Source organism: Flavisolibacter ginsengiterrae DSM 18136 (assembly GCF_059568575.1).
Genome location: NZ_JCANTR010000012.1, coordinates 101703 through 116166 on the forward strand (window position 1 = coordinate 101703; position 14464 = coordinate 116166).

The 14464-nt window shown below is 42.0% G+C and carries 14 protein-coding genes; 5 read left to right on the top strand and 9 right to left on the bottom strand.

The window, feature by feature from the left end; translation table 11 throughout:
- Both BP74_RS13680 and BP74_RS13685 read left to right on the top strand, forming a co-directional pair.
- Positions 1-270 (top strand): hypothetical protein (locus tag BP74_RS13680; RefSeq protein WP_496374911.1); only part of this gene is annotated, 270 nt, incomplete at its 5' end.
- Positions 271-1065: 795 nt separating this feature from the next.
- Complete coding sequence (locus tag BP74_RS13685; RefSeq protein ID WP_496374912.1) at positions 1066-2814, top strand: glycoside hydrolase family 13 protein; 1749 nt, start codon at positions 1066-1068, stop codon at positions 2812-2814.
- A 124-nt stretch (positions 2815-2938) separates the two neighbouring features.
- Here the strand turns inward: BP74_RS13685 and BP74_RS13690 are convergent, their stop codons facing one another.
- Positions 2939-3271, bottom strand: coding sequence for a four-helix bundle copper-binding protein (locus BP74_RS13690; protein WP_496374913.1), 333 nt, complete (start codon positions 3269-3271; stop codon positions 2939-2941).
- 89 nt (positions 3272-3360) lie between these two features.
- Between BP74_RS13690 and BP74_RS13695 the strand changes: the two genes are divergently transcribed.
- Entirely contained in the window at positions 3361-4404 is a 1044-nt protein-coding gene (locus tag BP74_RS13695) for a 2Fe-2S iron-sulfur cluster-binding protein (RefSeq protein WP_496374914.1), read from the top strand.
- Here BP74_RS13695 and BP74_RS13700 read toward each other — a convergent pair.
- The 5 genes from BP74_RS13700 to BP74_RS13720 form a co-directional block, all read right to left on the bottom strand.
- Complete coding sequence (locus BP74_RS13700; RefSeq protein WP_496374915.1) at positions 4401-4808, bottom strand: VOC family protein; 408 nt, start codon at positions 4806-4808, stop codon at positions 4401-4403. The genes BP74_RS13695 and BP74_RS13700 overlap by 4 nt on opposite strands.
- Positions 4809-4861: 53 nt before the next feature.
- A complete protein-coding gene (locus tag BP74_RS13705; protein WP_496374916.1) occupies positions 4862-5707 on the bottom strand; it encodes a type 1 glutamine amidotransferase in 846 nt (281 codons plus the stop codon).
- 134 nt (positions 5708-5841) lie between these two features.
- Positions 5842-6516, bottom strand: coding sequence for an SGNH/GDSL hydrolase family protein (locus BP74_RS13710; protein WP_496374917.1), 675 nt, complete (start codon positions 6514-6516; stop codon positions 5842-5844).
- A gap of 2 nt (positions 6517-6518) precedes the next feature.
- Positions 6519-8162 (bottom strand): amidohydrolase, encoded by a 1644-nt coding sequence (locus BP74_RS13715; protein ID WP_496374918.1) that lies wholly within the window; start codon positions 8160-8162, stop codon positions 6519-6521.
- Positions 8163-8231: 69 nt separating this feature from the next.
- Entirely contained in the window at positions 8232-9878 is a 1647-nt protein-coding gene (locus BP74_RS13720; RefSeq protein ID WP_496374919.1) for an amidase, read from the bottom strand.
- 63 nt (positions 9879-9941) lie between these two features.
- Here BP74_RS13720 and BP74_RS13725 point away from each other — a divergent pair, with 63 nt between their 5' ends.
- A complete protein-coding gene (locus BP74_RS13725) occupies positions 9942-10979 on the top strand; it encodes a proline iminopeptidase-family hydrolase (RefSeq protein WP_496374920.1) in 1038 nt (345 codons plus the stop codon).
- On the opposite strand, the gene BP74_RS13730 is transcribed toward BP74_RS13725, so the two are convergent.
- The 3 genes from BP74_RS13730 to BP74_RS13740 all read right to left on the bottom strand — a co-directional run bounded on the left by BP74_RS13730 (position 10976) and on the right by BP74_RS13740 (position 13500).
- Positions 10976-11236, bottom strand: a complete 261-nt coding sequence (locus BP74_RS13730) for a hypothetical protein (protein WP_496374921.1) — start codon at positions 11234-11236, stop codon at positions 10976-10978. The two genes, BP74_RS13725 and BP74_RS13730, sit on opposite strands and share 4 nt — an antisense overlap.
- A gap of 131 nt (positions 11237-11367) precedes the next feature.
- Positions 11368-12477, bottom strand: coding sequence for a carboxylate-amine ligase (locus BP74_RS13735; RefSeq protein WP_496374922.1), 1110 nt, complete (start codon positions 12475-12477; stop codon positions 11368-11370).
- A gap of 69 nt (positions 12478-12546) precedes the next feature.
- Positions 12547-13500 (bottom strand): ATP-grasp domain-containing protein, encoded by a 954-nt coding sequence (locus tag BP74_RS13740; RefSeq protein ID WP_496374923.1) that lies wholly within the window; start codon positions 13498-13500, stop codon positions 12547-12549.
- 127 nt (positions 13501-13627) lie between these two features.
- Between BP74_RS13740 and BP74_RS13745 the strand changes: the two genes are divergently transcribed.
- Complete coding sequence (locus BP74_RS13745; RefSeq protein ID WP_496374924.1) at positions 13628-14440, top strand: alpha/beta hydrolase; 813 nt, start codon at positions 13628-13630, stop codon at positions 14438-14440.
- The last annotated feature ends 24 nt before the right edge of the window (positions 14441-14464 follow it).

A 14464-nucleotide genomic window follows, 5' to 3' on the forward strand; every position in this document is an offset into this window, starting at 1 on the left:
CAAAAGCGTACTTCCTTAACCAATGAGCAGTTTACCCTTTTGCTCTCTTCCTTTGAACAGGAGCTGGCAGGAAGGCTGAAAGAGCCAAAGCCCGAAAAGGTAAAGAAGCTAAAGAACAAGCTAGAGATAACAGTGAAAGCACCCCTGAGCGCAGAAGACACCGAGTACTTACAATATTACATGGATGATTATGACTGGACCATCAGGTTTCAGGGAGATTTTCCAGCTGATTACCAGGTACCATTCTTTCTCCTTAAGCATGCTGCTTAAGGAAGTTTGTAGTTTGTAATTTGTAGTTTGTAGTTCTTTAGGTCAAACAGAACTATTATTTGCGGTTATTCTAAAGATCAAACAATTGCTTTAGGTTGGATAGTATCATTGCTTGCACAACTGATGGTACCCTTAACCCACAAGGCGTACCTATGGCACGCTATGGAATCTTATTCATTTTGGCTACCGACAAGATGTCCCGATGGCACATAGTTTAGGACATACCATTTCATTTGAATACCAATTATAAGAGGATTAAAATATTCCGATTTAATCAATTTATAGGCGCACAGGGCATAAAACAGCTTTGCCTCTTCATGTTCCATAGGAACATTTTATGGGTAGAAAATAACAATGAAAATGCAACAGCGTGCCGTAGGTACGCCTTGTGGGTTGATTTATAGTTTTTTGTTTCTGGTCCGTTAGGTGTGAAGTGAACTATTAGGTGCAGGCATGCTTTATTGGTCTTCATCTTTGCGGTCCTTTGCGAACATCTTGGCGTTCTTTGCGTTACTGGGTATCGCAAAGTCCGCAGAGAGAGAAGCCACGCAAAGAATACGCAAAGAGCTCGTGGTTAACCACAATAATTGATTTCTTGTTTAGGTTGAAGGTGTGTTATTATTGCTATGGCCTCATAGGTTTTTACCACAGATGCTTTGTTTAACGGTTTTTTTATTCATAAATAGGAATGCATAAACCATAGCCTGTCCCTGTCAACTTTTCAACTTATTAAAGCGTCAACTTTGTAAATTTACTTTAGACTTATTCCTCATCATACTGCTAAATAAAGGTCTTATGAGATCAATTCTGAATGGCTTGTTTACAATCGTTATACTTACTATTTTTTGTACATCAGGCATAGCCCAGGGAAATAACAGTGCTCAACAGGATGAAAGAAAATGGTGGAAGGAAGCCATCGTATACCAGGTATATCCACGAAGTTTTATGGATAGCGATGGAGATGGGATAGGAGATCTCAAAGGCATCATTTCAAAGCTTGATTATATCAAAAGCCTGGGGGTAAATGCGGTGTGGCTGAATCCTATTTATAGTTCTCCCAATGATGATAATGGCTACGATGTCAGTGATTACAGAAACATCATGAAAGACTTTGGAACAATGGCAGATTTTGATGCCCTGTTAAAAGGAATGCATGACAGGGGTATAAAATTGGTAATGGACCTTGTAGTGAATCACAGCAGTGATGAACATGAATGGTTTAAACAAAGCCGGAGTTCCAGGAGCAATCCTTACCGTAATTATTACCATTGGTGGAATGCCGAAAACGGAAAGCCACCCTACCGGTATAGCCTGTTCGATATCAATCATGATGCATGGATGTATGATTCGCTGACCAACGCCTATTACCTGCATTATTTTTCAAGAAAACAGCCAGACCTGAATTGGGAAAATCCTAAACTGCGCAGCGAGGTATACGATATCATGAAGTTTTGGGCAGACAAAGGGATTGATGGTTTCCGGCTGGATGCTTTCCAGTTTGCTGCCAAGGACACCACTTTCCCAACATTTCCCAAAGGATTTGAAAAGAATTTTATTCTCTATTATGCCATGCAGGGCAATCTTCATGGCTATCTGCAGGAGATGAACAAAGAAGTATTAAGCAAGTATGATGTGATGAGCGTGGCGGAAGGAGCGGGCAATTCTTTCGAAGATGCACATAACCTTGTTGATGCTGATCGTCATGAATTGAATATGGCCTATGCTTTTGAAGGTGTGGACATAGCTAAGCCGGAGGGATATAGCCTGTTGCATTTCAAAGAAGTTTTCAGCCGGTGGGATAGTGCCTTTTCCAGTGGCGGATGGCTGTCCATTTTCCTGGCCAATCATGACCAGGCAAGACTTGTAAGCCGCTTTGGTAATGATGATCCAAAATTCAGAGAAGCTTCTGCCAAAATGCTGGCAACATTTATAATGACCATGAGAGGAACTCCCTATTATTACAATGGTGATGAGTTGGGAATGACCAACGCAGGTTTTTCTTCCATCAATGATTACCGGGATATGCCTGCATTGAATGAGTACAAGCACCAGAAAAATATTGGTGGTGACATAAATAAGTTTATGAAGTTCACTAAAGCTACCAGCCGTGATAATAGCCGTACTCCATTTCAGTGGGACAATACAAAGAATGCAGGATTTAGCAAGGGAACGCCCTGGATAAAAGTAAATCCCAATTATACCAGCATCAATGCGGCAGCACAGGAAAAAGATCCCAATAGCTGCCTGAATTATTTTAGAAGCTTATTGAAACTGCGCACCTCCCATATTCCTGTGCTCGTTTATGGAAAATATACCTTGCTGGATAAAAACAATCCCCATGTTTATACTTATATAAGGGAAAATGCGGGAGAAAAATTATTGGTACTCCTGAACTTTTCTGCTTCCAATGCCCAGGCTGTAATACCTCGTTTGCCAGTGACCCCTGCATTGTTATTGTCAAATTATAAGCAGCCTGCGCAGTTTGACAAGGATCTTACAAAGATCATATTGAAAGCTTACGAGGGGGTTATTTATAAATTATGATCCGCGATTAAGTTAGGCAATTTTGTGGAGTAGGATGCATTTTTAAAGAAGACATAGCAGGTATTGAGGTTAACTGATAAACTAATTTCGAGTAATACCTGCTATTGATTGTATTGGGGTTTTTCTAGTTCATTTTTCTGCATTCCTCTGCACATTTTTTGCAGGCTTCAGCACATTCCTTGCAATGTTCTGTATGGTGTTTACTACATTCTGCTGCACATTTATCACATAGATCTGCGCATATCCCGCACATGTCTTTTGCTTTTTCACTTCCCAGGCTCATTAACTGGGCCGCTGCATAACAGGCTGCGGCACATTCCATATCCAGTTGAATGCAGCCGGCCATCATTTTGACGTCCTGTTCCTGTGTGCAGGATGAAGCGCAATGGTTGCAGATAGCTGCGCACCGAAGACAGGCTTCAATACATGTTTTATAAGTATGGTACCCCTGCATCATTGATTTATTTTGTAGGTAATATGTATCAAGAACCTTACCATTTAGACAGCTTTGTATGTATAAATGAAAAACACTAATCTTGTGATGAGGTGAAAGCAACCGGAACAATACAATTGATCATTGAAGAGATCATTGCTGTCGGCAAGGGTGTAAAGTTTTTTTATTTCACAAGGGAGAGTAGCAAGGCCATCCAATATAAACCCGGGCAATACCTGACATTTATTTTAAGTGAAGATCAATCAGAAATAAGAAGATCCTATTCTTTGTGCTCAACGCCTGGGATAGATGAACGTTTATGCATTGGAGTGAAAAGAATAGATAATGGAACATTTTCCCGTTATCTCTATGATGAGGTGAAGGTTGGTGACAAATTATGGACTGTAGGACCTGGTGGTGTATTTGTATTGCCTGGTGATGTCCATAAATTCAGGCAAATATATTTTTTTGCTGCCGGAAGCGGCATCGTTCCCATTTATTCATTGTTGAAAGCCTGCCTGTACCATTACACTGAACTTCAAATTATTCTTATCTATAGCAATAGTTCACCTGCAACTGCCATGTTCCTGCAGGAATTAAAACAGTTGCAAATAGAATTTCCGGGGCGATTGCTAATCGAGTTCCTGTTCAGCAATTCTCAAAACCTGCTGAGGGCAAGGCTTCACCCGGACCTGCTAAGAAGTATTGTACATGAACATTCCAAAGGGAATGAACCCGGTTCTCTTTATTATATATGTGGACCTGAAGCGTACATGCGCCTGTGCATTTTTACTTTACGGGCAATGGATGTTCCTGCAGACCTGATAAAAAAGGAAATATTTCATACCTATAAGACCGTTAGAAAAATTGACCCACCGGATAAGGCAACTTATGAAGTAACAATTGTTGCAGGTCCTGTGATACATAAGATCAGGGAGGAATACCCGTTTAGCATTTTGCAGTCAGCCCGCAAGGCTGGATTGTCATTACCATATAGTTGTGATGCTGGCCGATGTGGTAATTGCCTGGCTAAGTGTACAAGCGGTAAAGTGTGGATGTCTTACAATGAAGTATTGACGGACAGGGAACTATCAGAAGGGTTTATACTCACCTGCACAGGGCATGCTATAGGCGGTGATGTTTCCATAATCATTTAGACTAAGTTACCAGGAGGTAATGGCTCTATAAGATCCCATAGGTTACCGTATAGATCTTCAAATACTAACACTGTCCCGTAAGGCTCTGTGAGCGGTCCCCTGTGGATCTTTATATTTTGTTTCACCAGGTTCTCAAAGTCTCTTTGAATATTGTCTGTGTACAGAAAAAGAAAGACACGTCCTCCTGTTTGATTCCCGATCCTGCTTTTCTGTTCCTCGTTGCCAGCTTTGGCTAACAACAAGCTGCAGCCGGTTGAACCTGTTGGTTTTACCACCACCCATCTTTTTGTTTCACTGAGTGGAGTGTCTTCAACCAGGATAAAGTTTAGTTTCCGGGTGAAAAATTCAATGGCTTCATCATAATCATTTACCAGCAAAGAGAGTTGGGCAATTGATTGTTGCATGGTATGAAGATACTTTGAGACAAAATAGGAGAGGAAAATTCGTTGATAGCAGATCAGCTTTCTACTAATTGCTGCTGAAGATGCCTGGCTGCTTCATTAAAAAAGTTTGGCAGCAGGTGTGCGTAGGTCCACATAATCTTTTCAGGATCATTTAAATGTTCAACCATGCTTTGCCATTTTTCAAAACCATAGTTTTCTACTTCCGTTTTCTTTTTTTCTTCTGTTTGCAGGTACATGCTCATGCCTTCTGCATCCGCCTCCGGATGAAACTGGGTTCCTACCATATATTCATTAAAACGTACACCCATGATAGCCTGTGCATATGGTACATGCGGGCGGTATTTTTCAATGCAGAGTATTTCAGCACCGATCATTTTCAGTTTGTTGAAATCGGGTAGGGTAACCTGCCAGTCGCGGCTGTCTACTACATAGAATGGATCGTTCAACCCTGCAAACACCGGATCTTTTTGCCCTTCCAGGGTAACATGCACCGGGAATACGCCAAAAGCAGTTGATTTTCTTTTGCTGATGTCGCCTATACCATGATAGCGACTAACCAGCTGGAAGGAATGACAGATAAAGAAGACGAATTTTTTATTGGAATTTCCGGGCTCGTTGTTCCACGCTTCCACCTGGTCCAGCCAATTGAAATAGCCCGTGTCCCATGCCAGACCTTCACTTTCAAGTGGACTTCCGGGGCCGCCACTTGAAATATATATATCATAAGAAAGATCAGGAAACTCCTGTTTAAGGCGCACTTCAAACTCATCACAAATAATATCATTATTGCTTTGCTGACCCCATTGTTTAATGATCTCTCTTAAACACCTCATCCCCTGGTTGGGCTGGCCCTCATATAAGTCTAAAATGGCGATCCTCAATGTGCTTCCTTTTTTCATGGGCGGCAAACTTAGTCATTTGAGTCTAAAGGAAGTGCAAATCCTTTGCCACAGGGCTTATGGCCTTACCTGTTAATAAGAAAAGGTCCTTATCTATAGAGAACAAGGACCTTTTAAACTATTGGGAGTACAATCTACCTGATAAAACCTTTCTGTAGGGCATCAAGCATTTTACCTGCAACAAAACTATTGCCTGTCGCATTCAAATGAACACCATCAGTAGTAAGAATACCCCTGTCCTTGTTTTCGGGATTATTGGTTTTCAGGTAGTCCATAAAATCTTTTCTAAGGTCAACAAGCGTACAGTTGTTTTTAGCTGCCAGGTTCCTGATGATGTTGGAATACCTGTTCAGGTCACCGTCCATCTCATTGCTGCAATCTGACCTTTCACCAATGGCTGCAGGTGTGGTAAGAAGTACAGTAATATTGCGTTCTTTGAACTTTTTAATGAGCGCAGTATAGAATTTTTCAAACTTATCAGGATCAGTGCCAGTCTGTGCCAGCTTTTTATGCCACACATCATTTACTCCTACCCAGATCACTACCGCATCTGGTTTTTTCGAAAGCACATCATCTTCCAGCCTCAGGTAGAGATCATACACTTTGTTACCGCCTATTCCCGCACCTATCAAATCATAATTCTTATCAAGGTTCTTTTCTTTGAATAACTGTCCCAGTTTGGTTATATAACCTTCAGGTTGCACACCCATTTCGGTGATCGAATCTCCGAAGAATACGATCTTCTTTTTTGTTTGCATGGTAAAGCTGCAGATAATAGCGGTAAGGGTAAATAATAGAGCGAATTTCATTTTCATGGTTTCTGATTTTTAGAATAAACGGTCTCACCACCAACAATGGTAGTAAGCACTGAAGTTGTTAATACATCGCTGGCATTTATACGCATAAGGTCTTTATCAAGGAAAATAAGGTCTGCCCATTTTCCTTTTTCCAAAGAACCTTTTTCTTTTTCTTCAAAATTGGCTTTTGCCGCCCATATGGTCATGCCTTTAATGGCCTGCTGTCGGGTTAAGGCATTTTCCATTTGAAAGCCTCCTTTTGGAAATTGATTGGCATCTATACGAAAAACAGCGGCATAAAAAGTTTTAAAAGGAGAGATGTCTTCAACGGGAAAATCGGTTCCCAATGGTATCCATCCATTTTCATTCAACAATTGCCTGAAAGCGTAGGCACCTTTCACCCGGTCATTACCCAGCCGATCTGCCGCCCAATACATATCAGAGGTGGCATGCGTAGGCTGAACCGATGGAATGATAGTGTATTGACCAAATAGATGAAAGTCGGCCTGGTTTATCACCTGAGCATGTTCGATACGCCAGCGGCGATCATTCTTTCCCTTAAGGTATTTGGCATAAATATTCAAAATGGTCCTGTTGCCTGAATCTCCAATGGCATGTGTGCACATTTGAAATCCATGCTGCGAGATGATGTTGGCTACTGAATCAAAATGTTGCTGGCTGCTTAGCAGGAAGCCTGACCAACCTGGTTTATCAGTATATGGTTGTAACAGGGCGGCTCCTCTTGAACCCAGTGCTCCGTCTGCATATACCTTGAAAGCGCTTACATTCAGGCGGCCGGTTTTGATTCTCCCGTTTTTAAAAAGGAAATTATAATTAGCCGGGTCATCACTCAACATGGCATAGATGCGCATTTTCAATTCCCTGGCTTTTTGCAGGCTGTCAATCAATAAGGCAGCCCGGTAATCAATGCCACAATCATCTATGGTGGTCAATCCCACAGCAAAGCAATTGCGCTGTGCCGCCATCAAGGCTGTCCTGATTTGCTCAATGGATGGTGATGGTATCCTTGAAGACACCAGGTCAACAGCATTATCAACTAATATACCGGTTAATTCACCGTTCTTTACTTCTACCTGCCCACCTGAAAGGGTTTGACCAGGAGTGATGCCAGCCATTTCCAAAGCCTTTTTATTGACAATAGCTGCATGGCCATCAATCCTGCTTAAAATAACAGGCCTGTCAGGAAATAAAAGGTCCAGCTTTTCCCGGGTAGGAAATTCTTTCACCTTCCAATCGTTCTGATCCCAGCCACGGCCAATTATCCAGCCTTCTTTGTGCTCCTGTGCAAAAGCCTGTAATTTATTCAGTATCTCTTCCCAACTGGATGTGCCTACAAGGTTTGCTGTTTGAAGCCCTAAGCCATAGTTGAAAAAATGGGCATGTGCATCTATGAACCCCGGGTAGATGAATGTTCCACCTGCATCCTTTTTTTCGCGGGCATTGTATTTCTTTAATAGTTGCCGGGTGGAACCGGTTTCTACAACTTTTCCTTTATCAATAGCAATGGCGGATTGAATGGAAAAGTTTTTATCTACTGTATAAATTGTCGCATTGCAGATCAGAAGATCTACTTTTTTCTTTTGTGCGGATGATGCATGAAAGCTAAAAACTAACAGGATGAAGAAGCCATATTTCATACGCTAAAATAAGGTGGATTTAAGCTATCGTTTTTTTATGTCACATGGGGTAAAAAATACCGCCAGTTGTTACAGGAATTTTTTGGGATGTTTTTTATTATGTTCAGTTTTATCCTGGTAGGCTTTGGCAGCTTCTAAAATAGATGCCTCGTCGTAGAGTTTGCCAACGAGGGTAATGCTGAGAGGTAAACCTTTTTGGTTAAATCCCATGGGCATGCAGACAACAGGATTGCCGGTAAGATTGGTTATGGACAACTGGTTCCCTGCAAAACTGGGTACGATAAGCACATCATACGGCTGCATGAATGCCTGCATTTTATTGCAAAGAATTGAGCGGTACCGGTTGGCATTGATGTATTCCACTGCGGGTATCAGTCGTGCAGACCGAAAGGAGTTAGGCCAGAAGTCCTTATCCTGCCTTTCAATGAGCTCGTCCCTGTTGGTGCGGGTCAATTCATCAAAGGCAGCAGCTGATTCTGCATTTAATATAATGCTTACCAGGTTTGCAGGATAGATGGTTGAATCAGGAAAGGTTACTGCCTGCAGGTTCACACCCATATTTTTAAATATGTCCAGGACTTTCCACTCAGGCGCATCCTTTGGCAATTTCTTAAAGTAGTTTTCTGCATAGGCCACTTTTAATTTTCTAACATCTCTTAAAGCATTGTAATTAAATGCATGATCGACGGCACTGGCATCTTTTCCATCTGTGCCTTTCATATAGTAATAGACGATGGCATCATCCTCCGCACTTCTGCAAATCGGGCCTGCCTTATCAAGGCTCCAGCAGAGCACCATGGCACCACTTCTGCTAACGGTGCCAAATGTAGGCCGAAGTCCTGTGGCCCCACAGCGGGTAGATGGTGATACAATGGAACCCAATGTTTCGGTGCCTATGGTAAATGGCAGTAAGCCAGCAGCAACAGATGCGGCAGAACCAGCCGATGAACCGCTGGATCCCTGTGCCAAATTCCAGGGATTTTTGGTTTCACCGCCAAACCATTTGTTGTTATAGGCAAGGGCTCCCAGAGAAAGCTTAGCACACAGCACGGCGCCGGCTTCTTTCAGTTTTGTATAAACATAAGAGTCTTCATCTATCACCTGGTCCTTATACGGTGTAGAGCCCCAGGTAGTTTTATATCCTTTCACTGCAAACAGGTCCTTGATACCATAGGGTATGCCGTGAAGTGGTCCCCTGTAGTTACCGCTTTGTATTTCTGCATCCGCCTGTCTTGCCTGCTTCATCGCAAGGTCCTTAGTTAAGGTGATCACACTTTGTAAGGTGTCACCCCATTTTTCCAGGCGGGCAATAAAGAATTGTGTAAGTTCAACAGAACTGATCTTCCTGTTTTTTATAAGTGATGCCAATTGAGAGATAGAATAGTAGGCAAGGTCATTTCTGTTGGCAGGAAGTGCAGTATTGGCAGGAATGTTCCAGTTGATCTTTTGTTGGGTAGCTGTTACTTTAAAGCCTGCAGGTGCCGGGTTAAACGCAAAAGGAAAAGGCAGGTCATTCTTCGGCAGGTCTTTATGCATCTCAGTATAAATGCTTTTGTAATAGGCAATATTCTCCAGCATGGAGTCTGCTTCAGCACCAGTGAACTCCAGGTCATATAAAGAACCGGTCTTTTGTAATAACAGAATCGAATCCGGCTTACTTTGGGAAAATACAGAGCTACTGCAAAGTAGTGTAACCAGTGCAATGAAATATTTCATGAGTTGTTTTGAGGTATTTAAAGTAAGGCAAAAAAAGCTATCTTTTGTGTCTAAACTGTTCCAATGATAAGGTCGATTTTCATTTTTACAATACTTATACTTTTAGCTTCCTGTGATATGAAGGTAAAGGTGGACGATGGCAGTGAACAAAAGATCACGGTAGATAAATATTTCAATTACGGTGATACGGGAGTGTTAGCCGCCGGCATACATATGATCCCTGTGACCACCCCGGTGGGAAATTTTAAAGTATGGACGAAGCGCATAGGCAATAATCCCCGCATTATGATCCTGTTATTACATGGAGGACCTGCCATGACACATGAATACATGGAGTGCTTTGAAAGCTTCTTTCCTAAAGAGGGTTTTGAATTTTATGAATATGATCAATTAGGTTCTTACTATTCCGACCAGCCCACAGACAGCAGTTTGTGGACCATACCGAGGTTTGTTGAAGAAGTGGAGCAGGTGCGAAAAGCAATAGGAGCGGATCAAAAGAATTTTTATGTGCTGGGCAATTCATGGGGAGGCATACTGGCAATGGAGTATGCTTTAAAATACCAGTCCAATATGAAGGGCCTCATCGTTTCGAATATGGTTGCCAGTGCTCCTGAGTATGGAAAGTATGCGGATGAAATACTCGCTCCCCAAATAAAGCCTGGAGTTTTGACGGAGATCCGTGATTTGGAAAGAAGAAAAGACTTTGATAATCCCCGTTATATGGAATTATTGATTCCTAATTTTTACCATGAGCATTTATGCCGCCTGCAGGAATGGCCTGATCCTTTGCAGCGCTCATTAAAACATGTAAATCCTGTAATCTATACTATGATGCAGGGCCCATCGGAATTTGGCATAAGCGGCAGGCTTGCCCAATGGGATATAAAGGCACAATTGAAAAATATTACAGTTCCCACCTTAATGATCGGTGCTAAATATGACACAATGGACCCTAAGGCTATGGAAGAACAAAGCAAGATGGTAAAGAACGGCAGTTATTTGTATTGTCCCAATGGTAGTCATTTGGCTATGTGGGATGACCAAAAGGTCTATATGGATGGTGTGATCAAATGGATCAAAAAGATAGATGCCGGGAACTAAACTTCCGGTATTTGGATATGTTGTGACACAGCTGCCAGGATCTCCTTCATCAGGGGGCTTGTTTCATTGGAGGATGCATGTTGAAAAATGAAATGGTTGGCCGAAGTGGAAATGATCTTATTGCCTGGGAGCATCTGCAATAATTCCTCATCAAAATTTAATGTGTACTCTGTAAAAAATGGTGTTGTTCTGACGGTTACAATGGCATTGCGCATTGTGTTATTATAACTAAAGTATATATTAAATACCCTGGCCATACCCGATTTGCCGAGATTGATGGAAGAGAAAATTAGTTTCTTTGAAAGAGTAGTTATACACGTCCGGTCATATCTAAGTTACAAAAAGCAATTAGTATTTAAAACTTTATTTCGTGTAATAATATAATATTTTAAATTCCATAAAGGAATTGTGAGTTGATATATTCTGTTACGCGCTCAAGGCTTTTTGTTTGTTCATAAATGGCCAATTGCCTGTCAGCACCGGTTCCATTCTCCAGCATTTTATGAACATAGGATATCTTATCCCTTGATCCAAGGTGGTCCACTACATCATCTACAAAGTCAAGTAATTCATAAATGAGCACCCGTGTATTGATCTCTTCTTCTTTTCCAAAATCGATAAGGTAACCATCAATACCATAGCGGCTGGCTCTCCATTTATTTTCATTGATCAGCGCCCTGGAATATTGAATGAAATTCATATTCTGGGAACGAAGCTTATAGATCTTGGCACAAATAGCCTGGAAAAGGGCAGCAATCGCAATGGTCTCATTGACTGTCATGGGCACATCGCAGATGCGGAATTCTACTGTATTGAAGAAAGGGTGAACCCTGAGGTCCCACCAGATCTTTTTTGCGTTGTCGATACAGTTTGTCTTCATCAGCAGCTTCACATAATTGTCATAGGCTTCAATACTTTCAAAAGGCTCGGGAATACCAGTACGGGGAAATTTATCAAACACCTTGGTGCGAAAGGATTTATAACCAGTCAAACGTCCTTCCCAGAAAGGAGAGTTGGTACTCAGGGCATATATATGCGGAAGGAAGTAGCGGGTGGAGTTGGCAATATGGTTGGCCATTTCGCGGGTTTCCATACCTACATGTACGTGCAAACCGAAAATCAGGTTGCTTCGTGCCGCTTCCTGCAATTCATTGACTATTTCATTATACCTGATATGGTCTGTTATCAACTGGCTTTCCCAGTGACTGAAAGGATGGGTGCCTGAGGCTCCAATCTGGAAGCCAAGTGTCCCTGCTATTTCAGATATGGTTTTTCGTAGAGTGGATACATCCTGGAAAGCTTCATCAACATCACGGCAGATATCTGTGCCTACTTCAACCACTGCCTGGTGCATTTCAGCCTTTACCTTGTCTTTAATTATTTTTTGACCTTCATGAACGATCTTTTGTTCATGGCTTTTCAATTCTTTAGTAACAGGATCCAGCACCATGTATTCTTCCTCTACGCCAAGCGTGAAGTTCTTATAGTTGAGTAACATTCAGATAGTTCGTTTTGATGATAACTTTTAGGTTAATGGGAATCAGCAATTTTGATTGGTAAGAAAAAACTATAGTAACGGAACGCCTGTTGCACTTCGTTTGAGGTATTCACCCCATGTCAGGTTACTTTGACCGTCTTTTTGTGCAATGGCTCTTTCAATGGCATAATTAGCTGCCGTTTCCACCACCCATTCAAAGTTTTCTTCTCCAACACTGGTTCTTTCCGCATCAGGTGCAGGGTTTCCAAAATCAATGGCATAGGGAATACCATCTTTCACTGCCAGTTCCACCGTATTAAAATCATAGCCCAGGTAGTGATTGATGCGAAGCACTATATCTTCCATTAGCCTGAGTCTTTCGGGGGAAGGTGTAAAGTCTGCCTGGTAGCGCAGGTGGTGCGGGTTACGGGGCTCATAAGGCATGATCCTGACATGCTTTCCACCTATGCAATAACAGCGGTAATATTCTTCGAAAACAATTTCTTCCTGGAGTAACATCACCAGTTGTTCTGTCTCTCCATGCTTCTGGTAAAATTCCTCTTTATCATGAAGTTTATATACACTCTTCCATCCGCCGCCGGCATACGGTTTCATATACGCGGGAAAACCAACATAGGCAAATATTTCGTCCCAGGCCAGGGGATAGGCAAGGTTGGAAAAAGATTCCGGCTTGGTATCAGTGGGCAGGTCATAAGAAGGGAGTATAACAGTTTTAGGCACTGGTACGCCAACCTGCGTCATAAGACAGTTATTGAAGTATTTATCATCTGCACTCCACCAGAATGGATTATTGATCACGGCTGTACCTGTCAATGCTTCATTCTTTAATATAGCCCTGTAAAAAGGTACATCCTGGGAGATCCTGTCAATGATCACAGCATAGCCTGAATTCAATCCCTGGGCTGATTTGTCAATGCGTACCGGTTCTGCAACTATATTTTCTATTCCCTTGCTGTTTACTCTTTCAATGAATGCCATTGGGAAGCTGCGTTCCTGGCCAAACAAAATTCCAATCTTTTTCATAAATGGTTGTTGGTGTTAAGGATCTAAAGAATTTAAAGTACAATTTAATTCACTATGGCAAAAAAGAAAATTCACAAGTAAAATACTTTGAGGTGTTAGCTTTTTGTAAAGCCCTATTTTTGACCGGATGCTAACAGTGGAATTATCGAATATTTGGGTGGAGCAACGAGCCATTGCTTCACAATACCTTCGGCGATACGTAATCATAGACCTGTACCTGCCCAATAACATTGCGAACCCTTCCGAAATGAGCCTGCTGCTTATCAATGATGGACAGGACCTGGAAGAAATGAAATTTGCAGCATTGTATAACAGCCTCCTGGAATCAGACCAGGTGCAGCCGCTTTTATGTGTGGGGATACATGCAGGGAAACACAGGAAAATGGAATATGGTACGGCAGATGTGCCGGACTACGTAGGCAGGGGCGCATGGGCCAAAGCCTACCAGCAATTTATACTGGAGGAACTGATCCCGTTCATTCATACCGAATATGCCATAGAAAGTTTCAGGCAAAAAGGGTTTTGTGGTTTTTCGCTTGGCGGTCTTTCTGCCATTGACACAGTATGGCACCATTCTGATGTATTTACTATTGCCGGTGTATTCTCGGGTTCTTTATGGTGGCGCTCCACTGCACTTGATGACAATTATAATGATGACACTGACCGTATCATGCATTTCAAGATCAGCAAAGGAGAATATTTCCCGGGTCTGCGCTTTTATTTTACCACAGGATCGCTGGATGAAACAGCCGACAGGAATAATAATGGCATTATTGATTCAATAGATGATACACTGGCTTTGATAGATGAACTACAAAAGCATGGATACAACACGGAATATGATATCAGGTATGTGAACTATGAAGACGGTAAACATGATGTAGCAACCTGGGGAAAGGCAATGCCCGCATTCCTGTTATGGGGATGGAGCAAGGTATAAATGAAAATAAGAAAGTCCTGTTTT

Coding starts and splice junctions, on each gene's coding strand:
- BP74_RS13725 (WP_496374920.1), top strand. CDS start 9,942: ATGATAAGGTCGATTTTCATTTTTACAATACTTATACTTTTAGCTTCC.
- BP74_RS13745 (WP_496374924.1), top strand. CDS start 13,628: ATGCTAACAGTGGAATTATCGAATATTTGGGTGGAGCAACGAGCCATT.
- BP74_RS13705 (WP_496374916.1), bottom strand. CDS start 5,707: ATGAAAAAAGGAAGCACATTGAGGATCGCCATTTTAGACTTATATGAG.
- BP74_RS13685 (WP_496374912.1), top strand. CDS start 1,066: ATGAGATCAATTCTGAATGGCTTGTTTACAATCGTTATACTTACTATT.
- BP74_RS13740 (WP_496374923.1), bottom strand. CDS start 13,500: ATGAAAAAGATTGGAATTTTGTTTGGCCAGGAACGCAGCTTCCCAATG.
- BP74_RS13715 (WP_496374918.1), bottom strand. CDS start 8,162: ATGAAATATGGCTTCTTCATCCTGTTAGTTTTTAGCTTTCATGCATCA.
- BP74_RS13720 (WP_496374919.1), bottom strand. CDS start 9,878: ATGAAATATTTCATTGCACTGGTTACACTACTTTGCAGTAGCTCTGTA.
- BP74_RS13730 (WP_496374921.1), bottom strand. CDS start 11,236: ATGGCCAGGGTATTTAATATATACTTTAGTTATAATAACACAATGCGC.
- BP74_RS13735 (WP_496374922.1), bottom strand. CDS start 12,477: ATGTTACTCAACTATAAGAACTTCACGCTTGGCGTAGAGGAAGAATAC.
- BP74_RS13690 (WP_496374913.1), bottom strand. CDS start 3,271: ATGATGCAGGGGTACCATACTTATAAAACATGTATTGAAGCCTGTCTT.
- BP74_RS13700 (WP_496374915.1), bottom strand. CDS start 4,808: ATGCAACAATCAATTGCCCAACTCTCTTTGCTGGTAAATGATTATGAT.
- BP74_RS13710 (WP_496374917.1), bottom strand. CDS start 6,516: ATGAAATTCGCTCTATTATTTACCCTTACCGCTATTATCTGCAGCTTT.